The sequence below is a fragment of the Nonomuraea sp. NPDC004702 genome, from assembly GCF_053601695.1.
In genome coordinates this window covers 1-22,242 of the sequence record NZ_JBSGCE010000068.1, presented here as the reverse complement: position 1 = coordinate 22,242, position 22,242 = coordinate 1, and the positions used below count along the sequence as shown (strand labels likewise).

The following is a 22,242-nucleotide window of genomic DNA, read 5'->3' as shown; positions in this document are numbered from 1 at the left end:
CATGAGCACGACAGGCACGGACGAGCGGGTGAACGCCGATCGCCACCTGCTGGAGGACCTCGTGCGGGCCGCCCTGCGACGGTCCGCCGAGGACGGGCGGGACGTCCGCCACCGCCCTCCGTGGACGTTCGTGCCAGGAGCTGATCGACCGGTCCCCCCTGTACGCCGACCTGGTCGGCCGCTGGCACGGCGACGGGACACGGTAGACCGGTGGCCCGTCAGGCCCCGGCGGCGTCGGTGCCGGCGTCCAGCGCGGTCTCCAGCACGCTCAGGAAGTGGTCGACCGGCCCTATGCAGGCCACCGCCGACCCTCCGGAGATCCGCCCGGCGTAGGGCAGCAGTTTCTCGTACGTCGTCCAGCAGGCCGCCACGTCGCCCGCGGCGGCCTGGGCCGCGCCCTGCAGGCAGGTCATGGTCAGCCACGACCAGTCCATCGGCGGAGCGGGCCACCCCTGCCCGGCCAGGGCCACGGCCTGGCTCCGGCGTCCCTGGGCGCACAGCTCCAGCACCCGGGCGTCGTGTTCCACGGTGGGGTGGATGCCGCTGATCAGGTCGATGAGCGGGCCCGCCTCGGCCATGGCGCCGCGCTGGTAGTGCAGCATGAGGCGGCCGTTCACCGCGACGGCGCCCGCGTACCACATGCCGATCCGCTTGGCCTGCCGTTCGGCCTCACCGTACAGCGCGTCGGCCTCGGCGAACCGGCCGGCCAGGGTGAGCCGGTTGGCCCGCCACATGGTGTGCTGGAACCGCGGCCACGGCAGTTGCAGGTCGTCGAGCAGCGCCTCGCAGCGGGCGGCCGCCCGGTCGGCCTCGGCCAGGTCGTGCATCTCCAGCCGGTAGTGGGTGTCCATCATGTGGGCGAGCAGCTCGAAGCCCGGCGTCCGGGTCCGCGCGGCCAGGCCGTGCAGCTCGTCGGCGATCTCCATGAGCTCGGCGATGTGGGTCGCCTGCGGCACGGACAGCGCGCGCGCGTTCAGCGCCCGCATGAGCAGGTGCGGGTCCGCGATCCGGCGGGCCATCGCGACGGCCTCGGCCGACAGCGACAGGCATCGCAGGTCGTCGTCGCTGCCGTTGTACAGTTCCTGCGCCAGGCCGCCGAGCAGCAGCGTCCGCTCGACGCCGTCGGTCTCGGGCAGCGCGCTCAGCGTGGCCTCGAACTGCTCGACCAGCCGCAGTTCCACCGGTTCGTACGGGTTGCGCAGCGTCCAGATGGCCGGCGCGTCCAGTGCGGTGAGCGCGCGGGCGGTCAGGGTGGGGCCGGCTTCGGCGCGCTGCGCCACGCGCAGGGCCTGGGCCCGCAGGTCGCGCGCGCCCATCGCGTCTCCGGCGTCCAGCAGGGCGCGCACCTGGTGCAGCAGGAGTTCCACGTGCTGGGCGGGGTCGCCGTCGCAGGCGCCGTGCGCGGCGACGGCCCGTCCCCACCAGGCGGCGGCCTCCTCGTGCGCCATGCGCCGGCTCGCCTGCCCGGCCGCCGCGCGGGCCCAGTGCGCCGTCTCCCGGTACGCCAGCGGCCCGGCCTGCACGGCGTGGTGGGCGATGACGGTCACGTCGGTGCTCGGCCTGGCCGACAGGGCCCGCATCACCTCCCGGTGGAGCACGCCCCTGCGCAGCGGCGGGACGCCGGCGATCAGCGTCTCCCTGACCAGGTCGTGGACGAACGTCATGACCCCGTCGCCGCTGGTGACCAGCCCGGCCTGGGCGGCCCAGTCGAGCAGCTCGTAGGTCTGCTCCGGCCACGACGCGCAGGCCCGGAACACCTCGACGACCAGGCCGGGATCGAAGCTGCGGCCGATCAGGGCGGCCGGCTGGAGTATCTCCGTCGCCCGCGGCCCGAGCATGGCCAGCCGCCGGCGGATCAGGTCGGACACCGCGTCGGGCACGACCTCCAGCCCCTGCCCCTGCGCCATCAGCCGGACGCTCTCGCGGACGAAGAACGGGTTGCCGCCGGTGCGCCGGGTCAGCAGCTGGGCCGTCGAGCCGTCCACCGGGACGCCCATCTCCCGGGCGAGCGTCCCGACGTCGGCGGCGTCGAGGCCGCTCAGCCGGATGCGCACGAGGTCGTAGCGGGCGAGCTGGTAGAGGACCTCGTCCACCGAGAGGTTGAAGGAAGCGGCGGGGGTGGCCGTCCGGTCGTCATGCGCCGCGTCGCGGAAGGCGGTGACCAGCAGCAGCGGGCGCTCGCCCGGGTACGCCTCGGACAGCACGGCGACGTCCCTGAGCAGTTCGAGCGTGGCGGAGTCCGCCCAGTGCAGGTCGTCCAGGACGATCACCAGGGGGCGGGCGCGCGCGGCCTCGACGAGCCACCGGGCGACGGCCCGGTTGCGGTGCGGCGAGGCCGGCGCGCCGGTGGGCCAGTCGTCGTCCAGCAGCCCGCTCAGCGCCTGGCGCTCGGCGGGCGGCACGGTCCCGGCCAGCGCGCGCAGCACCTGGAGCCACGGCCACAGCGGCGGCACGCCCTCCCCTCCGCGGCAGCGGCCCCACAGCACCAGATGTCCGCGGTCCACGCAGTCGTCGCGGAACGCCTGCAGCAGCCGGGTCTTGCCGATGCCGGGCTCGCCGCTGACCGCGGCGACCACGACGCCGTTGTGGTGCGCCGCGCCGGGCAGCTCCGTCAGCTCCGCCAGGCCCCGCTCGCGGCCGATCAGCCGTCCCCGCGCCGCGCGGCGCGGGGAGGCGTCCTCACCGGTGTGCGCGGCGGCCTCCTCACCGCCGCCCGCCACGGTGGCCGGAACGGCCTCCGTACGGACGAGCGACAGCCGCACGGGCCCCGGCTCGGGCGGCGGGGTGATCGACCGCGCCTGCCGGAGGATGTCCTTCTCCAATTCCCGCAGCTCGGGCCCGGGATCGAGGCCGAGCTGGTCGGCGATGACCTGCCGCGCCCTGCGTAACGTGGCCAGCGCGTCGGCCTGCCGCCCGGACCGGTAGAGAGCCAGGGCGCGCAACCACCACAGCCGTTCGCGCAGCGGGTGCTCCGCCGTCTCGGACTCCAGCTCGTGGATCACCGGCTGCGGGCGGCCGGCGTCCAGCAGGGCCTGGGCGCGGGACTCGATCGCGTTCATGCGCAGCTCGCCCAGGCGGTTCACCTCCGCGGCGGCCCACAGCTCGTCGGCGAACTCGCCGTAGGGGACGCCGCGCCAGAGCCCGAGAGCCTCCTCCAGCAGGGGCAGCGCCTCCGCGGGCGGGCGCAGCTCGGCGTCGGTGACCAGCTTGGCGAAGCGCAGCGCGTCGACGTCCGCGGTGGCCAGGAGATAGCCGGGCCGGCGGGCCACCAGCAGCCGGGGCGGCGTGCGGGGCGGGCGTGCCGGCTCCAGCACCCGGCGCAGGTTCGACACGTAGACGTGCACGGAGCCCACCGCGGTCGCCGGCGGCCTGCCCCGGTACAGGTCCTCGATCAGCGTGTCGGTGGAGACGACCGTCCCGGCCGCGGCCACCAGCCGGGCGAGCAGGGCGCGCTGCCGCGGCCCTCCGGGGCTGACCGGGCCGCGGGCGCCGAGGATCTCGAACGGCCCGAGCACCCGGAACCGCACGCCCGCCGCACCGGTCCCGTCGTCGGAGCCGTGTTGTCCGAGCCCTCCGAACCGTTCCCCATCGGCTGTCTCCTCGTGACGAGAGGTTCGCGACATCGCTCCATCGTGGCCGCTGCCGGGCCCGGTCTCGTCACTCGGGAGGGTGATGCGGAAATCAGTCCCGGGCGGGACGCGGGGGTCTGCAACTTTCGCGGCAGTGGATGTCCACCCTCGGTTTGATGCGCCGGGGGTGGTGCCGGGGTTAGCGTGACGGGTGCCCTTCACCGCCCCGTCCATCGTCCGGCGGGTGTTCGCGGTCCACCCGCTGCTGCTCGACGGCGCCGTGGCCCTGACGCTCGTCGTCGGCACCTGGCTGTGGGAGATGTTCGAGCCGGGCCGGGGCCGGCCGGGCGACGCCCTGTCGGTGGCCTTGACCGTGCTGGTCAACGCGCCGCTGGCGCTGCGCAGGGTGACGCCGGTGGCGGTGCTGCTGGTGTCGGTGGGCGCCTCGCTGGTCTACCACGTGCTGGGCTACCACCTCGGGCTCAACAGCATCGGGCCGCTGGTGGCGCTCTACTCCGTCGCCGCCCACCGGTCGTGGGCGTGGTGCGCGGCCGGTGCGGTGCTGATCGTCTTCGAGTGGACCTACGCCTCGGCGCAGCAGCCCGGCGTCGCGCTGTGGTCGGCCGCCGCGCAGTCGTGCATCGTGGCGGCCTGCGGGGTGGGCGCGGGCACCAGCGTGCGGCTGCTGTCGGAGCGCACCGGGCAGCTCGCCGACCTCGCCGCGCAGCTGCGCGCGGAGCAGGACGCCGCCGCCCGGCGGGCGGTCACCCGCGAACGGGTGCGCATCGCCCGCGAGTTGCACGACGTCGTCGCCCATCACATGTCGGTCATCTCCGTACAGGCCGGGCTGGGGCGCTACGTGGCGCTGAGCGACCCGGCCACCGCCCACGCCACGCTGGGCGTCATCGCCGACACCAGCCACGAGGCGCTGACCGAGATGCGCCGGCTGCTGTCGATCCTGCGCATAGAGGCCCACGACGACGACGAGGGCCTCTACGCCACCGCGCCGGGCCTGCTGGCCCTCGATCCACTGGTCGAGCGCATGCGCGGGGCGGGCGTCGCCACCGAGCTCGTCGTCGAGGGCCGGGCCCGGCCGCTGCCGTCCGGCCTCGACCTGTGCGCCTACCGCATCGTCCAGGAGTCGCTGACGAACGTGCTCAAGCACGCCGACCCCGGCCGGGTCGAGATCCACATCGGCTACGGTCCGGCCACGCTGACGTTACGCGTCAGCAACGACGGCGCCGCCGTCCAGGCGGGAGACGGGCCGTCCGGCGGTCACGGGTTGATCGGCATGACTGAACGTGTCAGGCTCTACCAGGGGTCGATCACCGCCGGGCCGCTGCCCGGAGGCGGGTTCGAGGTCCTGGCGACCTTCCCGCTCCCCGTGCCCGGTGCCGACGATCGGCCGCCGTGACGACCGTGAAGCAGGTGCGAGATCAAAGTCCTCGTCGTCGACGACCAGGTACTCATCCGTGCGGGTCTGGCCGCGCTCCTGCGCGCCGCGGGCCTGGAGGTCGTGGGCGAGGCCGCCGACGGTGAGGAGGCCGTGCGCCTGGCCGCCACGCTGCGGCCCGACGTGATCCTCATGGACATCAGGATGCCGGGCATCAACGGCCTGACGGCGACCGAGCGCATCCTGGCCGCCGCCCACGACCCGCCGCCCAAGGTGCTCATCCTGACCACGTTCGACCTCGACGAGTACGTCTACAACGCGCTGCGCCTGGGCGCCGGCGGGTTCCTGCTCAAGGACACCCCGCCCGAACGCCTGATCGCCGCCATCCACACGGTCGCGGCGGGCGACATCCTGCTGGCCCCGGCCGCGACCAGGCGGCTGATCGAGGCGTTCACCGAGCCACCGGCCCCGCTTCCCGCCCCCTCCCTCGACCGGCTCACCGGGCGCGAGACGGAGGTGCTGCGGCTGGTCGGGCACGCGCTGTCGAACAAGGAGATCGCCGAGCGGCTGTCGGTCAGCGAGGGCACGGTCAAGACGCATCTCAACCGGCTGATGGCCAAGCTGGGGCTGAGCAGCCGGGCGCAGGTGGTGGTGGTGTCGTACGACGCCGGCCTCGTCCGCCCCGGCCGTCCCCTGTCCCGCCGGACGACCGCCGACGACCAGGGTTAGCGCAGGGCGGCCGGACGCGGTCAGCGGCCGGGCGTGAGCAGGGGCTTGACGTCGAGGATCGGGGTCGCGTCGAGCGCCTCCAGGTTCCGGACGTGCACCCGCCGGCCCTCGACCGCCAGGATGTGCACGGTGTGCAGGCCGATCGGGTTGGGCCGGTCGGGTGCGCGGGTGGCGAAGACGCCGGTGAGCGGCCGGGCGGCGTCGCCACGCGGGTGGACGGCGAGGGTGTCGCGGTCGGCCCGGTCGAGCCAGGTGAGCAGCAGCACGTCGGTGCCCGGGGTCAGGCCGTCGAGGGCGGCGGCGTACCGGTCGTCGAAGACCAGCCAGGCGTCGGGGGCTCCCTCGTCGGGCTGCCGGGGCGCCGCCGTGCGATCGGTCAGTGTCGACTCGACGCGCCCGACCGGGCGCAGCGTGGGTTCGGTCACGGGTCCTGGATCCTTCCCCGTGCGGGGACGCCGGTCAAGACCGTCGATCGCCCGAAGCCCGCCGGAGGGGCCGGCGGCTGCCACGGCTCATTCGTCGAGCGTGAGGCCGGCGAGCTGGCCGCGGGCGGTGACGCCCAGCTTGGGGAAGGCCTTGTACAGGTGCTGGCCCACCGTGCGCGGGCTCAGGAACAGGTGCGCGGCGATGTCCCTGTTGGACAGCCCCGTGGCGGCCAGCTGCACGATCTGCCGTTCCTGCGGGGTGAGCCGCGCGAACCGGTCCACGCCGGTGCGGCGGGGCGCGCTCCAGCCCGTGGCGCCGAGTTCGGTACGCGCCCGCTCGGCCCAGGGTTCGGCGTCGAGCCGTTCGAACACCTCCAGCGCGGCCCGCAACCGCTCCTGGGCCTCGCCGGTGTGGCGGGCTCTGCGCAGCCACTCCCCGTACAGGAGTTCGGTGCGCGCGCGGTCGAAGGGCCGCTCGTGCACGGCCAGCGCGGCGCGGAAGTGCGCGCCGGGGTCGCCGGTGGTGTCCAGCAGGGCCCGGCATCGCAGCACCAGGGCGTCGGCCCAGCGCTGGCCCAGCGTCGCCGCCCACGACTCCAGCCGGGCGAACGGCTCCGCGGCGCGGGCGATCCTGCCGCTGCGCAGCGCGGCCTCGACCAGGTCGGGCACGTGGTGCATGGCGTCGATGCGGTTGCGGGAGCGCCCGTAGACCAGCGACTCCAGGCTGAGCAGGGCCTGCTCGGAACGTCCTGCGCCGAGGTCCAGCAGGGCGAGCGCGCCCGGGTGGGCGGTGGCCGGGTCGAGCGCCTCGCCGCGGACGGCCGCGAACCGGTCCAGCAGCCCGGCGGCCTGGCGCGCCCACGCGGGCTGGCCGGTGTCGGCGGAGATGGCCACGGCCTCGGTGGCCAGGCTGCGCGCCTCGGCATGCCGGCCGCGCGCGTACTCGACCCGGGAGAGGAACGTCAGCGCCTGCGGCAGCAGGCCGACCATGCCCTCGGCCCGGATCGTGGCGGTGGCCGCGGCGGCCAGCATGTGGGTGCGGGCGTCGTACTCGGCCAGGCCCAGCCCGCCGATCAGCAGCAGCCCGCGGCGGTCGGCCGTCGCCAGGGGGCGGGCCGACTCCACCACCTCGGCCAGGGGCGGCAGCCCGTCGGCCGGCCGGCCGAGCGCCATGGCGATGAACCAGCGCGACAGCCGGTGCACCGGGACGACCTCGTCGTCCGGCGGCAGCTTGAGCCCGTCGAGCTGCTCGGCGGTGCGCCAGGCCATGTCGCGGTCGCCGTCGAACCAGATCATGGACGCGGCGTCGAGCAGCAGCCAGGCGGCCGAGCGCGGATCGGTGCTCGCCAGGTGGTCGACGCCCGCCGACAACATCGCGTGCGCCCCGGCGAGACGCCCCTCTCCGTAGTCGGAGCAGGCGCGCACCCGGATCAGCCGGGAGGTCAGCTCGGCGCCGGGATCGCCGGCGTCCTCGGCCAGGGTCCTGGCCCGGTCGAAGCGGCCGCTGAACTCGGTCGCCTCGGCGGCGAGCGTGAGCCTGCGCGCCCGGTCCCCGAGCTCCGGGCTCAGCGCGGCGGCGCGCTCGTAGGCCGCCGCGGCGGCCGCGTACCCGCTGCGGGAGCGCGCGCGGTCGGCGGCCGACTCCAGCCGGGCCGCGACCCGCTCGTCGGCGGCCAGCGTGGCGGCGGCCAGGTGCCAGGCGCTGCGGTCGGCGTCCGCGGTGCGGTCCAGGGCCTGGCTGAGCGCGTGGTGCACGGTCAGCTGCCGGGCCAGCGGCGTGCGCTGCCGGACGGCCGCGCGCACAAGGGGATGGCGGAACTCCAGCCGCTTGCCCTCGCCCCAGACGACCAGCCCGGCGGCGAGCACGTGCTCCAGGTCCTCCGGCGTGCTGCCGAGGGTCCCGGCGGCGGCCAGGACGACGCCCGGCTCGCCCGTGCCGTCGACGGCGGCGACCTGGAGCAGGACCTTGGCGCTGACCGGCAGGCCGTCGGCCTGGGCGGCGAAGGCCTCCTCCAGGCGGGCGGTGAGCGAGGGCTCGTCGGCGGGGCCGTGCGACTTGGGCAGCTCGATGAGCGCCAGCGGGTTGCCGGCCGCCTCGGTGAGGATCCGGCGGCGGGCCGCGTCGGGCAGGGCCGGGCCGGCGGAGTCGAGCAGCGCGGCGGACGCCGGCTCGTCCAGGCCGGACAGCTCCAGCACGGGCAGCCCCTTGGCCTCGAACCCCGGCCGCGCGGCGAACACCATGACCACGCCCTCGGCCGCCAGCCTGCGCGCCGCGATCAGCAGCGCCTCGGCCGAGGCGTGGTCCAGCCACTGGGCGTCGTCGATCAGGCAGACCACCGGCCCGTTCTCGGCCAGCTCCGACAGCAGCGACAGGACCGCCAGCCCGATGAGGAACCGGTCCCCCGCGCCGTTCTCGCCCAGCCCGAAGGCGCCGCGCAGGGCGGCCGCCTGCCGGTCCGGGATGTGCTCCAGCCGGCCGAGCACCGACCTGAGCAGCAGGTGCAGGGCGCTGAACGGCAACTCCGCCTCGGCCTCGATGCCCGTCGTCCGCAGGACGTGCGCGTGGGTCACGTCGGCGTGGCCGAGCAGCGCCGTCTTGCCGATGCCGGGCTCCCCCAGGACGACCAGGGCGCCGCTGGCCCCTTCCCGGGCGCCGTCCAGCAGTCCGTCGATGATCGTCAACTCGTGGTCCCGCCCCCGCAACATGGGTCAGACATTACCTATGCGATGACTCATGCTGATCTTTCGGGCGCTCTCTACCGTTGTCGACATGAAGCCGTACAGCGTGAACATTCCTCAGGCCGACCTCGATGACCTGCACGAACGCCTGCGCCGCACCCGGTGGACCCGGGAGATCGCCGGGCAGGGCTGGAGCCGCGGCGTGCCCCTGGACTACCTCAAGGGCCTGGCCGACTACTGGCTCAACGACTTCGACTGGCGCGCGGCGGAGGCCGAGTACAACAAGCATCCGCAGTTCGTCACCGAGATCGACGGGCAGGACATCCATTTCTTCCACATCAGGTCGAGCTCCGGCACCGCCCTGCCGCTGCTGCTCCTGCCCGACAACCCGGGCGGCACGATCGGCTTCCTCGACGTGCTCGACGAGTTGTCGCGCGACTTCCATCTCGTGGTGCCGTCCTGCCCGGGGGTCGGCCTGTCCGGCTACGTCACCGAGCCCGGCTGGACGGTCCCGCGCACGGCGGCGGCCTTCGCCGAGCTGATGTCCCGGCTCGGCTACGACCGGTACGGCGCGCAGGGCGGCGGCGGAGGCGCCAACCTCGCCCTGGAGCTGGCCCGCCAGGCGCCCGAGCGGGTGGTCGGCGTGCACGTCAACGCCTGGGTCGCCTTCCCCTCGCCGGACGAGGGCGGGTTCACCGCCGACGAGCAGCGCCGCCTGGGCATCATGCAGACCTTCATGCAGGAGGGCCTGGGGTTCAACCAGATCATGTCGACCCGCCCGCAGACCCTCGCCTACGGGCTGACCGACTCGCCCGTGGGCCAGCTCGCCTGGATCGTGGAGAAGTTCAAGGAGTGGACCGACTCCCGCGCCGAGCTGCCCGAGGACGCCTTCTCCCGCGACCGGGTGCTGACCGACGTGAGCCTCATGTGGTTCACCGCGACCGCGGGGTCGGTCGCCAACCTCTACTACGAGCTCGGCCACGACCCGGGCGCCTACGCCCCCAAGCCGCGGGTGACCGTCCCCACGGCCGTGCTGCTGGCCAAGGACGACGTGACGATCCGCCGCTTCGCCGAGCGGGACGCCGACGTCCGGCGCTGGACCGAGCTCGACCGCGGCGGCGCGTACCTGGCGCTGGAGGTGCCGGACCTGCTGGTGGCGGACGTGCGGGCGTTCTTCGGCCCGCTGGCGGCTGCCTGACCGGCGGGCCTGAAGGATTCATGGCCCGCCTGATGACATCCGCATCTGGTGGGCGGCCCGCCCGGGGGGCAAGGTGGGACCGGCATTGCGCCGGCGGCGTGTCGAGAACGCGGCGTCGGCTCCGTCCTGGGAACATCGGCGGCCGGCGAGCGGCCGCGTTTGACGAAGGAGGCCCGGCGTGGCGATCCAGCGGATGGACAACGTGCTCATCGTCGTCGAAGACCTTGATGCGGTGATCGCGTTCTTCCTCGAACTCGGCATGGAGCTGGAGGGCAGGGGGCCGATCGAGGGGCGCTGGGCGGAGCGGGTGATCGGGCTCGACGGCGTCCGGCAGGAGGTCGCGATGTTGCGGATCCCGGGCAGCGCCGGCGGGATCGAGCTGGCCATGTTCCACACGCCGAAGCCGATCCGTCCCGAGCCGGCGGACCCGCCGGCGAACACGCTGGGCATCCGCCGGGTCATGTTCGCCGTCGACGACGTCGAGGACGTCATCGCCCGCCTGCGCCGGCACGGCGCCGAGCTCGTCGGCACGCTGGAGCGGTTCGAGGACAGCTACCTGCTGTGCTACGTCCGCGGCCCCGAGGGCATCGTCGTCGGCCTGGCCCAGCAGCTCGGCGGGTGACCGGGCGCCCGGCGCGTCCGTGCCGCTAGGGCCGCCGGACCGCGACGAGGTCGAGCTCCAGCGCCACCTTCCTGGCGACGAGTCCGGCGGCGGCGTTCCACTTCACGCCCCAGTCGGTGCGGTCGATCGTGACGCCGCCCTTGAGCCGGAGGCCGTCCCCGTCGCCGGTCAGCTCCAGCTCCAGGGTGATCGGGTTGCGCACGCCGCGGATGCTCAGGTCCCCGGTGACCTGGAAGGCCGTCTCACCGGTCCGCTCCACCCGGTTCGAGGTGAAGGTGATCACCGGGTGGTCGGCGTCCTTGAGGTACTTGCCGCGCAGGTACCGGTCGCGCTGCGGGTTGCTGGTCTGGACGCTGCCCGCCTGGACGGTGAGCTCGATGCGCGACCTGGACGGGTCGTCGCCGTCCAGGTGGCCGGTGCCCGCGAACCGGTCGAACCGCCCGTGTACGGCGGGGCCGACGGTGTGCCGGGCGACGAAGCCGATCCGGGTGCGGGCCTGGTCGAGGACGTAGTCGCCGGTCAGGGCGCGAAGGCTGGTCGTCATGCCGGGCGCTCCTGATCGATGGCGGGGGCCGAGCCCGGCAGCGGGCTGTCGTCGAGATACCTGACCTCGTAGACGCGTTCGGCGAACTTCCAGCCGTCGCCGGTGCGCTGGTAGCGGTCGTGGTAGAGGGCGTGGTTGGCGTGGGAGCCGCCGTCGCGCATCCGCCCGAACTCGTGGATGTAGGACCGGCCGGTCGCGGTGTCGCCGTCGATCCGGATGACGCCCGGATGGACGTTCTGCACGAAGAACTCCCAGAGGCCCTGCCCCCACTCGATCCCGGCGCGGATCGCCTCCCGGCCGGCGAACTCCTTGCCGATGTGCGGCCATCGCATGACGCCGCCGGGCGTGAACAGGGATTCGACGCGGTCGTAGTCGCGGGTCATCACCGCGTCGGTGAGCTCGCCGCGCAGCGCCTCGATCTCGACGCGGTCGGCTACGGCTTGCAGGTCGGTCATGTGGTTCTCCCCCTCGCTCAGGTGGTGCGTCCAGCATCGAGGCAGGTCGGAGGGCGAACAAGGTAGGGTTCGTGGGGCGATCCATAACATGGGGGTTATCCGTGGAGCTGAGGGACATCGAGATCTTCCTGACGCTCGCCGAGGAGCTGCACTTCGGCCGTACCGCCGAACGGCTGCGCGTCTCGCAGGCGCGCGTCAGCCAGGCCATCAGCAGGCAGGAACGGCGCCTCGGCGTGGCGCTGTTCGACCGCACCAGCCGGCGCGTGGCCCTGACGCCGGTCGGCCGCCGCCTGCGCGAGGATCTGCGGCAGGCCTACGACCTGCTCCAGGAGGGGCTGGCCCGGGCCGAGGCCGCGGGCGTGGGCGCGAGCCGCACGCTGCGCCTGGGCGTGTTCGGCCACGCCGGCTACGAGCTGCGCCCGCTGGTCGACGCCTTCCGCGCCCGCCATCCCGGCGCCGAGGTCCGGTTCAGCGAGGTCACCGGCGGCGACCCGTTCGCCGCCCTGCGCGCCGGGGACGCCGACGCGCACGTGTTGTGGTTGCCGGTGGCCGAACCCGATCTCACCGTCGGCCCCACCGTGCTCGTCACCGGCCGGGTGCTGGCGGTGTCGGCCGGGCATCCGCTCGCCGGGCGGGGCGGCGCGTCGCTGGAGGACCTGGCCGACGAGCATGTCGTCGACCTGGGCCCCGCCGCCCCGGAGTACTGGGTGGCGTCCATGGTCCCCACCCGCACGCCGCTGGGCCGCCGCATCCCGCGCGGGCCCGTCGCGCGGACGTTCCACGAGATCCTGGCCCTGGTCGCCGCCGGGCAGTGCGTCCATCCGCTGGGCGAGATCGCCGCCCGCTACAACCGGCCGCCCGGCGTCGTCTTCGTGCCGCTCCACGACGCCCCGGCTCTCCGGTTCGCCCTGGTCTGGTCGTCCACCGCCGACGGCCCCGCCGTCCGCGCGCTGGCCAGGACCGCCGCCGACCTCGGCCCGCTCTCGCTCGGCGGGAACGCCGAGCCGGGCTGAGGCCCCGCCGGCCGGGCTGAGGTCTGCTCCGGCGCCCTACGCGGTGGTGGGTGCGCCCGCGACGCGGCGTTCGCCGCCGTTGCGCTCCTGCCAGAACCGGTACACCTCGACGGCGTCCGCGCACGGCTCGTGGCGCATCGGCAGCCGGCGCCGCTGCCAGGGCTTGGCGAACTCGTCGTAGAAGGTGCCCAGCTCGAAGTACTTGCGGTCGTCCACGTAGTGGGGCTCGTAGGCGTCGCGGGTGGTGAGGAAGACGACCTCGGCCGGGGAGCAGTAGTACAGCGCGCCCAGGCACATCGGGCAGGGGTGGGCCAGCACGTGGATGGTGGCGTCGGTCAGGTGCTCGGTGCCGAGCCTGGTGCAGGCCTCGCGGATGGCGAGGATCTCCGCGTGGGCGGTCGGGTCGCCGGTCTGGGCGACCTTGTTGGCGCTCTCGGCCAGGAGCTCGCCGTCCCTGACGATGACGGTCGCGAACGGGCGGCCGCCCTCGGCGACGTTCTGGCGGGCGAGGTCGATGGTGCGCTGGACGAAGTCCATGAAGGTCCTCCGGAAGTGGCCGGGCGGTCAGAAGGGCTTGGTCGGCAGGTACTTGCCGTCCAGGGTGATGACGGCGCGCTCGCCGCCCTCCGGGTCGGCGACCTTCTTCACGTCGAGCCGGAAGTTGATCGCGGAGATGATGCCGTCGCCGAACTGCTCGTGGATCAGGGCCTTGAGGGTCGTCCCGTAGACCTGGAGCATCTCGTAGAAGCGGTACATGGTCGGGTCGGTCGGGATCCGGTCCGGCATCGAGCCGCGGATCGGGATGGTCTGCAGCAGCGCCGCCGCGTCCTCGCCGAGGTCCAGCAGCTCGGCCACGGCCCGGGCGGAGCTCTCCGGCAGCGGGTGCTGGCCGAGGACGGCGGCGGTGGTGAAGGCCACCGACAGGCCGGCGGCGTCGGCGATCTGCTGCCAGGACAGGTCCTTCCGGATCTTGGCCTCGACGGCGGTGGCGGCCAGGGTCTGGCGGGCGGTGGGGTCGAACTGTGCGTGCACCATGTGTCGGTACGTCCTTCTCTTCAGGTGGTGTCGGGAGAGCCGCAGGGCCCGGTCAGGCCGTGCGCGCGGCGCCCGCGGCGGTCAGGTCCTCGACGCGGCCGGTCGGGATGTCGTAGACCCAGCCGTGCAGGGTGACCTTCCCCGCCGCCAGCGCGCGGGCGACCGACGGGTGGGTGGCCAGGTTCGCCAGCTGGGCGAGCACGTTCTGCCGGACCAGGGCCGGCACGTCACCGCGGGCGGCGGTGCGGGCCCGGGCGGCGTCCGCGTGCCGCAGCCAGGCGGCGACGGTCGGGGCGCCGCTGAGGTCGTGCCCCTCGGCGAGGGCGGTCATCGCGCCGCACGCCGAGTGGCCGCAGACGACGACGTCCCGCACGCCCAGCGCGGCGACCGCGTACTCGATGCTCGCGGCCACCCCGTCGGCTTCGGGGCGGTAGGCGGGCACCAGGTTGCCGGCGGTGCGGATGACGAACAGGTCGCCCGGCTCGGTGCCGGTGATCAGCTCGGGGACGACGCGGGCGTCGGAGCAGCCGATGAACAGCGTGTGCGGTGTGTGACGGGTGGCCAGACGGGCGAAGAGCTCCGCCTTGGTCGGGAAGACGTCCCGCTGGAAACGGGCGACGCCCTCGGCGAGGTCCTGCATGGTCACTCCCTTCGGCGGTGGCCGGCCCTTGTGGGCTGCTGACATCCAGCATGCATGACCTGGTCCTATAGTGTCCAAGAGGCGTTCCGCCTGACACTCATTGCTCTCATCTATAGTTTGTCCATGGCCGCTCTCGAACTGCGTCACGTGCGCTACCTGCTCGCCGTGGCCGAACACGGCAACTTCACCCGCGCCGCCGAGGAGCTGCACATCTCGCAGCCCACGCTCTCCCAGCAGATCAGGCAGCTGGAGCGGACCCTGGGCGTGCAGCTGCTGGACCGCACCGGCCGCGCGGTACGGCTCACCGACGCCGGGGCGGTCTACACCGACCACGCCCGGCGCGCGCTTCGCGACCTGGCCGCCGCCGAACGCGCCGTGCACGACGTCCAGGACCTCTCCCGCGGCCACCTGCGGCTGGGCGTCACCCCGACCTTCACCGCCTACCTGGTCGGCCCGCTCACCGCCGAGCTGCACGTGCGCCACCCGGCCGTCGACCTCACCCTGACCGAGATGACCCAGGACCGCATGGAAGCGGCCCTGCTCGGCGACGACCTCGACCTCGGCATCGCCTTCGCCGGCCCCCACCTGCCGGGCGTCACCCCCACCCCGCTGTTCACCGAGACCCTCAGCCTCGTCACCGGCACCCCGCACGCCCGGACGCTGGCCGCCCCCCTACCGGTGCGCGCGCTCAAGGGCGAACGGCTCGCCCTGCTCAGCGGCGACTTCGCCACCCGGGGCCACATCGACGCCTACTTCGCCCGCCACCGGGCCGCCCCCCGCATCGCGGTCGAGGCCAACTCCATCCAGGCACTCACCGAGATCGTGCGCCGCACCCCGCTGGCCACCGTCCTGCCCGACGCCATCGCCCACGGCCACCCGCACCTCACGCCCGTCCCCCTCGACCCGCCGCTGCCCAGCCGCACCGTCACCCTGCTGCACCGCGAGGGCGCCTACCGCAGCGCCGCCGCCCGCGCCTTCACCGAGCTCACCGGGGACTTCGTCCGCTCCCGCGGCTACACCCCGCCCGCCTGAACCCCGGCGCGCAGCGGGCATGTGTCGGTCAGAAGCCCGACACATGCCCGGCCGCCGACTCGGAGCCGCCGTCGCCGCCCGGCGCCGCCGGTTCGCCGGTCGCCGGGACGCTCCCGTCCGGCTGGACGGCGGCGGCCTGCGCCGGTTCGTCGTGCTGCCGGCTCGCTCCGGCCTGGGCCTGCTGCGCCGCGTCCGGGCCTCCATGGGCATGGCCGGTGTCACCGGACGCCGCGGCCGCGGTCTCGGGCTGGGAGCCGGGCAGCGGGTGCCAGCCGCCGTCGGGCGACTGGTAGGCGGCCGAGACCAGCTCGGTCGTCCCGGTCTGGCCGCCGTCGCCGACCGTCCCGTCGTGCACGGGGAGCGGGTGCCAGGCGCCGTCGTGGCCCAGGAACCAGGCCGCGTTCAGCTCGACCCCCGGCGTGCCGCCACCGGCGTCGGGCGAGATGGGCGCGGCGGGCGGGACGGGGTGCCACGAACCGGCGGCGTCCTGCGTCCAGTCCAGGTTGACGACGCTCTGGGCGCCCGCGATCGTGTGGCCGTCCGGGCCGATGGGATGCCAGGTGCCCTCCGGGCCGCGCCAGCCCGACCCCGCGGTGCCGGGCGGGTCGCTCGCCGACACCTGGTGCCAGGCGCCGGCGGCGTCCCGGTAGCCGCCCTCGGTGTGCGTGATCGCGCCGGGGACCGGGGTGGAGGAGATCGCGTGCCAGGCGCTGCCCGGTTCGTACCACCATCCGCCCTGAAACTCGACGATCCCGTGCGACGTCAGCGGGGCCGAGGGTTGATGACGGTGTTCCGTGGCGGGACCGGCCAGGTCGGGCAGCGCGTGCAGCGGCGGCGCGACGTCGGAGGGCAGGGTGAACGCGGCCTCTTCGGCGCTCCCGTGGACCGCCCGGAAGAGGAGGTCGCCGAGGTCGTGGGCGACGTCGTGGCCGGTGGCCGCCTCGATGCCCTTGATCGCCGTGGTGCCCACGCCGTAGCCCGCCAGCGCGGCGCCGACCAGCGCGCCGGCCGGGGTGGTGACGTCCAGCAGCCCCAGCGTGGCGGAGTAGACCCCGGCGAGCCCGGTCGCGGCGGTGGCGGCGCCGTCGAGCACCTGCTCGCCGTTGCCGCCGCCCAGCCCCGTGCCGAGCTTCACCCCGCCGTTCCAGGTGTCGCGCGCGCCGGCGAACAGGCCGTAGCCGCTGATCGCCTGGTTCAGCGGCGGGAAGGCGAACGGGCCGGAGGAGCCCAGGCCGTGGGCGCTGCCGCCGAGCCTGTCGAAGTCGGTGTTCATCAGGAAGCTGGGCACCGTGAAGACGTTGACCACGTGCTGGAGGGCGTCGTCGGCTCTGCGGGCCGCGTCGTCGACGCCGCGCAGCACGTTCGCGGCCTGGTGCAGGGCGTCCCGCAGGGCCTGCGGCAGGAAGTCCGTCATGACCGGGTGAACACGCCGGCCCGCGCGACGGTGTCGCCCGGTTCGGGCTGCGGCGTCCCGGCCGCCAGTGCGAGGTCCAGCTCGGCGGCCAGGATGGCCGCCGCGTGCGCGTACGGGCGGGACCCGACCGCCGCGGGATCGGCCTCCCGCCTGGCCGCCAGCTCGATCCAGGTCGCGAATGCCTCGGCCAGCGGCTGCTCGGCGGGCTCCGGCCGCAGTTCGCCGGCCTGCTCCACGAGCGCAGCGATCAGCTTCCTGCGCAGGCCCGACCCCGGCGGCCGGGGCGGGACCGCCTGGACGACCTGCATCACGGAGATCGCGGCACGCACCACGTCGACGATCATCTCGGCCTCCCGGCCCGCTCAGGACGCCGGGACCCGGACCTCGCCGAGGACCAGGTCACGCCCGTCCGGCCAATGGAAATCGTGCAGGGTGACGGTGAGGCGGGACGCCCTCGGCGAGGTGTCCCACACCGTGAACACGAGCTTGCTGCGCTGACCGAGCGGCGGGTCGCCGTCCCCGCCGCCCTGGAACGGCACCGACCCGAGCTCGCTGCCGCTCGCCCGGTCGCTGATGCGGTAGATCATCCGGGAGGCGAACTGCCGCTCCTCCCGGGTCACGTACGCGGTGACGACGATCGACGGCCTGGTCCTCCCCATCCACCTGCTGACCGTCCGAGCGGTCCGCTCCACCGTGAACCGCCAGCCGTACCCGTGGATCGTCCACGGCGGCGGCCCGGACGCGTTCTTCCTGATCGGCTCGTCGGCCTCCAGGAACGGCAGCCTGGGCAGGCCGAGCCGGGGAAGGGCCGGCCCGTCGAGCCCGATCCGGGGGACGACCAGCGCCGCCGCGATCAGCACGGCGATCACCAGGTTGGCGCGGGCGAAGAAGCGCATCCGCCGCCCCTAGAAGAGGATCTTCTTCATGGCGCGGCGCTCGCGCACGACCGGTCCCTGCAGTTCCTGGTAGAGCTTGTCGACCTGGCCCGGCCCGCCGAGCCCGGCCAGGACGATCGACTCCTTCTCCGTCCCGAGCATGTAGGTCAGCTCCAGCGAGGCGGTGTTCGTCAGGTAGGAGGACAGGGTGCGGACGTAACGGACCTGGGTGATCGAGGCGTACAGGATCACCTGCTTGCTCCGGTCCCTGACGCCCTGGGCCACGTCGACGCGGCGCTGGTGGAAGACGTACGACGTCACCCTGGCGGAGACGACGGCGGCCACCCAGGCCGCCACGGCGTACAGCCCGAGCGCCACGACCAGCAGCGGCACCCGCAGCACCGAGACGGACAGCGCCAGCGCCGTGGCCACGAGCGGGGTGAGCGCGAGGTGCCGGGTCTGCGTCCTGGTGGACCACACTTCCTGGCCGATGTCGTAGACGGCCCGTTCGTCCAGGTCGTCGGCCATGGTGCGGTACGGCGTGACCCCCGCCGCGACGGCGCGGGTGTACTCCAGGGCGGCGGCGTGCTCGGCATCGTCCGGGACCACCACCTGCGGCGGCGCGGCGGCCACCGAGGGCAGCGTCCCGGCGGCGGCGCCCGCAGGCGGCGGTTTCGAGGTGGTGGGCCGGCGCGACGGGTCCGCGTCGGCGACCGGCGGCGGCGCGACCGGGGTGGTGGGCTGGTGCGGGGGGTGGCCCGTGGCGGGGCCGTCGGCCGTCCGGCAGGCCGCCAGGCGGGTGTGCACGTCCTTCACCACGTCCCCCGCCAGCGACTGGCGGAAGGCGACCGCGGCCTCGGCGGGCCTGCCCTGCTCCTGGAGCGCCACGCCCAGCTCGTAGGCGGCCAGGTGGTGCGCGGGCTCGGCCGCCACCACCGCGCCCAGGTGCCGCTCCGCCTCGCGCCACTCGCCCAGCTCGTTCAGGCACACGCCGAGCGAGTACCGGCAGACCCGGTCGCCGGGGAACTCTGCGACCACCTCCAGGAGCACGTCCCGGGCCTCGGCGGTCCGTCCCGCCTGGTAGAGGGCCAGCGCCCGGTCGAAGCCCTCGTCGTCCTGTGCCGACATGCGTCCACCCTCCGCTCTCGGGTCCGAGCCGGACGTCTCAGTGGTGGGGCAGTTCCGGGTACACCACGAGGAAGAAGACGGCCAGGGCGATGACGGCGATGATGATCTGCGTCCCCAGGCTCAGCTCGTCGCCGCCGCCGTCGCGGCGGGCCCGCCAGTCGTCGCGGTTGCGCCGGCGCGACGACTCGTCCATGGAGCGCCGGACCATCTCCCGCTGGTGGTCGATCCGCCGCGAGCTCTCCCGCTGGTAGTCGTCGAACGGCATCTGTCACTCCTTCTGGGTCGCACCGCCTGGAGCCAGAGTGATACGGAACGTCATCACCTGGTAACGATAAGACGGAAAACTGCCGTACTCCAGTCGCGCCCGCACATCCGCCGATGGAGACCGACACCGCCACTGTCCCGCCGGCCGGCCGGGCCGATGAATACGAAGAAGTGCGTACTTCCGATTCGCTGTGCCGGATGGTAGCCGTTCATGCACAATGCGCCCATGACGTCATTGTTCAGGGACGATGGCCGACGCATTCACGACCTGGCGATGGACATCCTCACGACGAGAAAGCCCGTACGCGTCTGGCCGCTGCTGATGGAGCGGCTGACGAAGGACCTGCCGGGAGACCTGGCGGTGCTCATCGACCTGGACTGGACGGCGGGCACCGGGCACGCGCTGACCGGCTCGCCCGACTGGCTGCACCAGGCGCCGCTGGACGCCCTCATCCACTCCCACATGCGCGCGCACCCGCTGCTCCGCCACTACGCCAGGACCGGCGACCGCACCCCTCTGGCCATGGACGACGTCGCCGACGGCGACTGGTGGAGGAGCGAGGCCTACCACGCAGGCCGGGCGGCGATCGGCATCGACCGCCAGCTCGCCCTGCCCCTGGACGCCCGGCCGGGACAGATCCGCGGCGTCATCATGAGCCGCGACGGCACCGGCTACAGCGCCCGGGACCTGGAGTACGCCGCTCTCGCGCGTTCGCTCCTCGACACGGTCGAAGCGCACGAGAAGGCCGTCTTCCGGCTGCCCGCGCTCGCGGACCCGGCCGAGCACGGGATCACCCTGCGCGAGATGGCGGTCCTGATGTTGCTGAGCGAAGGGCTGACCGCGTACGCCATCGGCCGCCGGCTCACCATCAAGGAGGCGACGGTGAACAAGCACAAGGAGAACCTGTACCGCAAGCTCGGCGTGCACGACCGGGTCACGGCGCTGCGCAGGGCCCGCGCGCTCGACCTCCTGCCCCCCGAACCGGGGCGGGACGCCCGGCTCAACGGTGAGTGATCCACCAGAACAGCAGGCCGACGAGGCCGCCGCCGGCGGCTTCGGCGGCCCCGCGGGCCAGGGCGACGGCGAGGGTGCGGCGGAGACGGGCGGAACGGCGGCGCGACGCGGAGGCGGCGCGGCGGGGTGCTCGGTTGTCGGTCATGCCGGCCATGACACCGGGGCCGGCGGCGAGGGTGAAGGTATGCCGGACAGGTCCGGATTCACGGGATTAAGCTGCTGGTGGCGGTGATCCGGACCGGTCCGTCCCGGATCCGGCAGGACGGTCCTGATCCAGACGGGCGGGCCTCGCTGGGGTGGAGAGGCGGACGTGGTGGCGGATTCACCGTTCCGGCCGCAGGGGTCGGGCTCCCGGGTCCTGGCCGAGCTGGCGCGGCTGTGGGACCAGGCCCGCGTCCACACCCCCGGCCGGGTGACGCAGAAGGAGCTCGCCCGGGTCTCGGGGGTGCCGCACACGACGGTGAACGGGTGGGCGACCGGGGCCGCCGAGCCGCGGAATCTGGACCAGCTCGTCCAGGTCGGCGCGACTTTGGCCACGTGGGCGAACGAGCCCCTCCCGTCGGCGCGGGACTGGGACCGGCTGATGGCCGCCGACCGCGCCCGCCCGGCTCCCGCCCCGGCCGACGTCGGCCCGCCCGTGCCCGCGCCCGCGGAGCGGGTTCGGGTGGGCGTGATCCCGCAACCTGCCGACTGCTTCCAGGACCGGCAGGTGGCCGAGGATGTGGAGGCCGCGGCCGGCGAGGGCGGGACGGGTGCGCCGGCCCAGGTGCTGACGGGGACGGGCGGGGTGGGCAAGACCCAGCTGGCAGCCGCCCACGCCCGGCGCGCCTGGCGGCAGGGGGTGCAGGTGCTGGTGTGGGTGGAGGCCGCCACCCGCGACGGCATCGTGTCCGCCTACGCCCGCGCCGCGGCGCGCCTGGGCCTGACGCCGGCCGGCCTGGACGATCCCGACCAGGCGGCGCGGGAGTTCCTGGTCTGGGCCGAGACCACCGGCCGGTCCTGGCTGGTGGTGCTGGACGACGTGCGCCGTCCCAAGGACCTGGCCGGCCTGTGGCCGCCGGCGGCGGTTTCGGCGGCGGGCGGCCGGGTGCTGGTCACCACCCGGCTGCGGGAGGCGGCCCTGGCCGGGGCGGACCGGCGTACGGTCGGCGTCGGCACCTTCACCGCGGCCGAGGCCCGCTCCTACCTGAGAGCCAAGCTCGGCGACCACGTCCCGGTCGCCGACCTGGACGCCCTGGCCGCCGACCTGGGGTTCCTGCCGCTGGCGCTGGCCCAGGCGGCGGCCTACGCCGCCAACGCCGCGATCGGCTGCGCCGAGTACCGGCGGCGGCTGGCCACGAGGTTGCTGGGCCACGCCGTGCCCGGCGAGGACCACCTGCCCGACGGTCATCGCCGGATCGTCGCCGCCACCTGGGAGCTGTCGATCGACGAGGCCGGCCGGGCCGCACCCGCCGGGCTCGCCCGCCCGCTGTTGTGCCTGACCAGCGTCCTGGACGCGGCCGGCATCCCGCAGGCGGCGCTGACCAGCCCGCCCGCCCTGGCGTACCTGACCAGCCACCTGCCCGATCCCGCACCCCTCGGCGGTGGCGGCGTGGACGCGGCGGCGGTGAACCAGGTGCCGGCGAACAAGGTGACGGTGGACGCGGCGACGGTGGACGCGGCGACGGTGGACGAGGTACTGCGGGTGCTGCACCGGCACAGCCTGCTCGACCACGACCGCACCGCCGCCCACCGCGAGATCCGCGTCCACCGGCTCGTGCAGCGCGCCACCCGCGAGCACCTCGTCGCCCGGCCGGAGCTCGGCCCCCGCCTGTTCGCCGAAGTCGCCGGCGCCGCCGCCGACGCCCTGCTGCACGTCTGGCCGCCGGTCGAACGCGACGGGCTCGGCGAGATCCTGCGCGCCAACACGACCGCCTTGCAGCAGGCCGCCGGAACCGTCCTGTGCAATCCCGGCGCCGGCGCCCATCCTCTGCTGTTCCAGGCCGCCGCCAGCCTCGGTCACGCCGGACGGGTCACCGCCGCCTTCGCCGCCTCCGCCGGCCTGCACGCCACCTGCCTGCGCGACCTCGGCCCCGACCACCCCGACACCCTGGCCATCCGCGGCAACCTGGCGGGCTGGCTGGGACGGGCAGGGGACGTGGCCGGCGCGGCGGCCGCGTTCGCCGAGCTCCTGACCGACATGGAACGGGTCCTGGGCCCCGACCACCCCGCC

22 protein-coding genes are annotated in these 22,242 nt (G+C 74.4%); 8 read left to right on the top strand and 14 right to left on the bottom strand.

The window, feature by feature from the left end; genetic code table 11:
* Positions 1-218: 218 nt before the first annotated feature.
* Positions 219-3,623 (bottom strand): BTAD domain-containing putative transcriptional regulator, encoded by a 3,405-nt coding sequence (locus ACWEJ6_RS45105; RefSeq protein WP_452431574.1) that lies wholly within the window; start codon positions 3,621-3,623, stop codon positions 219-221.
* Positions 3,624-3,780: 157 nt separating this feature from the next.
* On the opposite strand from ACWEJ6_RS45105, the gene ACWEJ6_RS45100 reads away from it, so the two are divergent.
* Together ACWEJ6_RS45100 and ACWEJ6_RS45095 are read left to right on the top strand one after the other, a co-directional pair.
* On the top strand, positions 3,781-4,983 hold the full coding sequence (locus tag ACWEJ6_RS45100) for a sensor histidine kinase (RefSeq protein ID WP_452431573.1): 1,203 nt from the start codon (positions 3,781-3,783) through the stop codon (positions 4,981-4,983).
* A 21-nt stretch (positions 4,984-5,004) separates the two neighbouring features.
* A complete protein-coding gene (locus tag ACWEJ6_RS45095) occupies positions 5,005-5,691 on the top strand; it encodes a response regulator (protein ID WP_387682716.1) in 687 nt (228 codons plus the stop codon).
* A gap of 20 nt (positions 5,692-5,711) precedes the next feature.
* On the opposite strand, the gene tsaA is transcribed toward ACWEJ6_RS45095, so the two are convergent.
* On the bottom strand, positions 5,712-6,116 hold the full coding sequence (tsaA, locus tag ACWEJ6_RS45090) for a tRNA (N6-threonylcarbamoyladenosine(37)-N6)-methyltransferase TrmO (RefSeq protein ID WP_452431572.1): 405 nt from the start codon (positions 6,114-6,116) through the stop codon (positions 5,712-5,714).
* An 87-nt stretch (positions 6,117-6,203) separates the two neighbouring features.
* Complete coding sequence (locus ACWEJ6_RS45085) at positions 6,204-8,822, bottom strand: ATP-binding protein (protein WP_452431571.1); 2,619 nt, start codon at positions 8,820-8,822, stop codon at positions 6,204-6,206.
* Positions 8,823-8,886: 64 nt separating this feature from the next.
* On the opposite strand from ACWEJ6_RS45085, the gene ACWEJ6_RS45080 reads away from it, so the two are divergent.
* Entirely contained in the window at positions 8,887-9,993 is a 1,107-nt protein-coding gene (locus ACWEJ6_RS45080; RefSeq protein WP_452431570.1) for an epoxide hydrolase family protein, read from the top strand.
* A gap of 193 nt (positions 9,994-10,186) precedes the next feature.
* On the top strand, positions 10,187-10,615 hold the full coding sequence (locus ACWEJ6_RS45075; RefSeq protein WP_452431599.1) for a VOC family protein: 429 nt from the start codon (positions 10,187-10,189) through the stop codon (positions 10,613-10,615).
* 25 nt (positions 10,616-10,640) lie between these two features.
* Here the strand turns inward: ACWEJ6_RS45075 and ACWEJ6_RS45070 are convergent, their stop codons facing one another.
* A complete protein-coding gene (locus ACWEJ6_RS45070) occupies positions 10,641-11,159 on the bottom strand; it encodes a YceI family protein (protein WP_452431569.1) in 519 nt (172 codons plus the stop codon).
* On the bottom strand, positions 11,156-11,614 hold the full coding sequence (locus ACWEJ6_RS45065) for a nuclear transport factor 2 family protein (RefSeq protein WP_452431568.1): 459 nt from the start codon (positions 11,612-11,614) through the stop codon (positions 11,156-11,158). The genes ACWEJ6_RS45070 and ACWEJ6_RS45065 overlap by 4 nt, the downstream gene beginning before the upstream one ends.
* A gap of 101 nt (positions 11,615-11,715) precedes the next feature.
* On the opposite strand from ACWEJ6_RS45065, the gene ACWEJ6_RS45060 reads away from it, so the two are divergent.
* Positions 11,716-12,627, top strand: coding sequence for a LysR family transcriptional regulator (locus ACWEJ6_RS45060; RefSeq protein WP_452431567.1), 912 nt, complete (start codon positions 11,716-11,718; stop codon positions 12,625-12,627).
* A gap of 36 nt (positions 12,628-12,663) precedes the next feature.
* Here the strand turns inward: ACWEJ6_RS45060 and ACWEJ6_RS45055 are convergent, their stop codons facing one another.
* From ACWEJ6_RS45055 to ACWEJ6_RS45045, 3 genes are read right to left on the bottom strand one after another with little or no spacing between them, the layout of a single operon-like run.
* Positions 12,664-13,164 (bottom strand): nucleoside deaminase, encoded by a 501-nt coding sequence (locus ACWEJ6_RS45055; protein ID WP_452431566.1) that lies wholly within the window; start codon positions 13,162-13,164, stop codon positions 12,664-12,666.
* Positions 13,165-13,191: 27 nt separating this feature from the next.
* A complete protein-coding gene (cynS, locus tag ACWEJ6_RS45050; protein ID WP_452431565.1) occupies positions 13,192-13,662 on the bottom strand; it encodes a cyanase in 471 nt (156 codons plus the stop codon).
* Positions 13,663-13,714: 52 nt separating this feature from the next.
* On the bottom strand, positions 13,715-14,302 hold the full coding sequence (locus ACWEJ6_RS45045; protein ID WP_452431564.1) for a carbonic anhydrase: 588 nt from the start codon (positions 14,300-14,302) through the stop codon (positions 13,715-13,717).
* 123 nt (positions 14,303-14,425) lie between these two features.
* On the opposite strand from ACWEJ6_RS45045, the gene cynR reads away from it, so the two are divergent.
* Positions 14,426-15,334: a transcriptional regulator CynR gene (gene cynR / locus ACWEJ6_RS45040; protein WP_452431563.1), complete on the top strand. Its 909-nt coding sequence runs from the start codon at positions 14,426-14,428 to the stop codon at positions 15,332-15,334.
* Between the two features lie 28 nt (positions 15,335-15,362).
* On the opposite strand, the gene ACWEJ6_RS45035 is transcribed toward cynR, so the two are convergent.
* The 5 genes from ACWEJ6_RS45035 to ACWEJ6_RS45015 are packed head-to-tail and all read right to left on the bottom strand — an operon-like array spanning position 15,363 to position 19,016.
* Entirely contained in the window at positions 15,363-16,748 is a 1,386-nt protein-coding gene (locus tag ACWEJ6_RS45035) for a hypothetical protein (protein ID WP_452431562.1), read from the bottom strand.
* Entirely contained in the window at positions 16,745-17,092 is a 348-nt protein-coding gene (locus ACWEJ6_RS45030) for a hypothetical protein (RefSeq protein WP_452431561.1), read from the bottom strand. Before ACWEJ6_RS45030 ends, ACWEJ6_RS45035 begins: the two co-directional genes overlap by 4 nt.
* Positions 17,093-17,110: 18 nt before the next feature.
* Positions 17,111-17,644 carry a hypothetical protein gene (locus ACWEJ6_RS45025; RefSeq protein WP_452431560.1) on the bottom strand — a complete coding sequence of 178 codons (534 nt, stop codon included), beginning with the start codon at positions 17,642-17,644 and terminating at the stop codon, positions 17,111-17,113.
* A 9-nt stretch (positions 17,645-17,653) separates the two neighbouring features.
* Complete coding sequence (locus ACWEJ6_RS45020) at positions 17,654-18,751, bottom strand: tetratricopeptide repeat protein (RefSeq protein WP_452431559.1); 1,098 nt, start codon at positions 18,749-18,751, stop codon at positions 17,654-17,656.
* A gap of 37 nt (positions 18,752-18,788) precedes the next feature.
* Positions 18,789-19,016 (bottom strand): hypothetical protein, encoded by a 228-nt coding sequence (locus ACWEJ6_RS45015; protein ID WP_358301777.1) that lies wholly within the window; start codon positions 19,014-19,016, stop codon positions 18,789-18,791.
* A gap of 225 nt (positions 19,017-19,241) precedes the next feature.
* Here ACWEJ6_RS45015 and ACWEJ6_RS45010 point away from each other — a divergent pair, with 225 nt between their 5' ends.
* The gene (locus ACWEJ6_RS45010; protein ID WP_452431558.1) at positions 19,242-20,030 is read left to right on the top strand and encodes a helix-turn-helix transcriptional regulator; all 789 of its coding nucleotides are present in this window, start codon (positions 19,242-19,244) and stop codon (positions 20,028-20,030) included.
* Here ACWEJ6_RS45010 and ACWEJ6_RS45005 read toward each other — a convergent pair.
* On the bottom strand, positions 20,017-20,175 hold the full coding sequence (locus ACWEJ6_RS45005; protein WP_387682619.1) for a hypothetical protein: 159 nt from the start codon (positions 20,173-20,175) through the stop codon (positions 20,017-20,019). The two genes, ACWEJ6_RS45010 and ACWEJ6_RS45005, sit on opposite strands and share 14 nt — an antisense overlap.
* A 165-nt stretch (positions 20,176-20,340) precedes the next feature.
* Between ACWEJ6_RS45005 and ACWEJ6_RS45000 the strand changes: the two genes are divergently transcribed.
* Positions 20,341-22,242 (top strand): tetratricopeptide repeat protein (locus ACWEJ6_RS45000; protein ID WP_452431557.1); only part of this gene is annotated, 1,902 nt, incomplete at its 3' end.

Coding starts and splice junctions, on each gene's coding strand:
- ACWEJ6_RS45105 (WP_452431574.1), bottom strand. CDS start 3,623: ATGTCGCGAACCTCTCGTCACGAGGAGACAGCCGATGGGGAACGGTTC.
- ACWEJ6_RS45085 (WP_452431571.1), bottom strand. CDS start 8,822: ATGTTGCGGGGGCGGGACCACGAGTTGACGATCATCGACGGACTGCTG.
- ACWEJ6_RS45080 (WP_452431570.1), top strand. CDS start 8,887: ATGAAGCCGTACAGCGTGAACATTCCTCAGGCCGACCTCGATGACCTG.
- ACWEJ6_RS45075 (WP_452431599.1), top strand. CDS start 10,187: ATGGACAACGTGCTCATCGTCGTCGAAGACCTTGATGCGGTGATCGCG.
- ACWEJ6_RS45070 (WP_452431569.1), bottom strand. CDS start 11,159: ATGACGACCAGCCTTCGCGCCCTGACCGGCGACTACGTCCTCGACCAG.
- ACWEJ6_RS45065 (WP_452431568.1), bottom strand. CDS start 11,614: ATGACCGACCTGCAAGCCGTAGCCGACCGCGTCGAGATCGAGGCGCTG.
- ACWEJ6_RS45055 (WP_452431566.1), bottom strand. CDS start 13,164: ATGGACTTCGTCCAGCGCACCATCGACCTCGCCCGCCAGAACGTCGCC.
- cynS (WP_452431565.1), bottom strand. CDS start 13,662: ATGGTGCACGCACAGTTCGACCCCACCGCCCGCCAGACCCTGGCCGCC.
- ACWEJ6_RS45045 (WP_452431564.1), bottom strand. CDS start 14,302: ATGCAGGACCTCGCCGAGGGCGTCGCCCGTTTCCAGCGGGACGTCTTC.
- cynR (WP_452431563.1), top strand. CDS start 14,426: ATGGCCGCTCTCGAACTGCGTCACGTGCGCTACCTGCTCGCCGTGGCC.
- ACWEJ6_RS45035 (WP_452431562.1), bottom strand. CDS start 16,748: ATGACGGACTTCCTGCCGCAGGCCCTGCGGGACGCCCTGCACCAGGCC.
- ACWEJ6_RS45030 (WP_452431561.1), bottom strand. CDS start 17,092: ATGATCGTCGACGTGGTGCGTGCCGCGATCTCCGTGATGCAGGTCGTC.
- ACWEJ6_RS45025 (WP_452431560.1), bottom strand. CDS start 17,644: ATGCGCTTCTTCGCCCGCGCCAACCTGGTGATCGCCGTGCTGATCGCG.
- ACWEJ6_RS45020 (WP_452431559.1), bottom strand. CDS start 18,751: ATGTCGGCACAGGACGACGAGGGCTTCGACCGGGCGCTGGCCCTCTAC.
- ACWEJ6_RS45015 (WP_358301777.1), bottom strand. CDS start 19,016: ATGCCGTTCGACGACTACCAGCGGGAGAGCTCGCGGCGGATCGACCAC.
- ACWEJ6_RS45010 (WP_452431558.1), top strand. CDS start 19,242: ATGACGTCATTGTTCAGGGACGATGGCCGACGCATTCACGACCTGGCG.
- ACWEJ6_RS45005 (WP_387682619.1), bottom strand. CDS start 20,175: ATGACCGACAACCGAGCACCCCGCCGCGCCGCCTCCGCGTCGCGCCGC.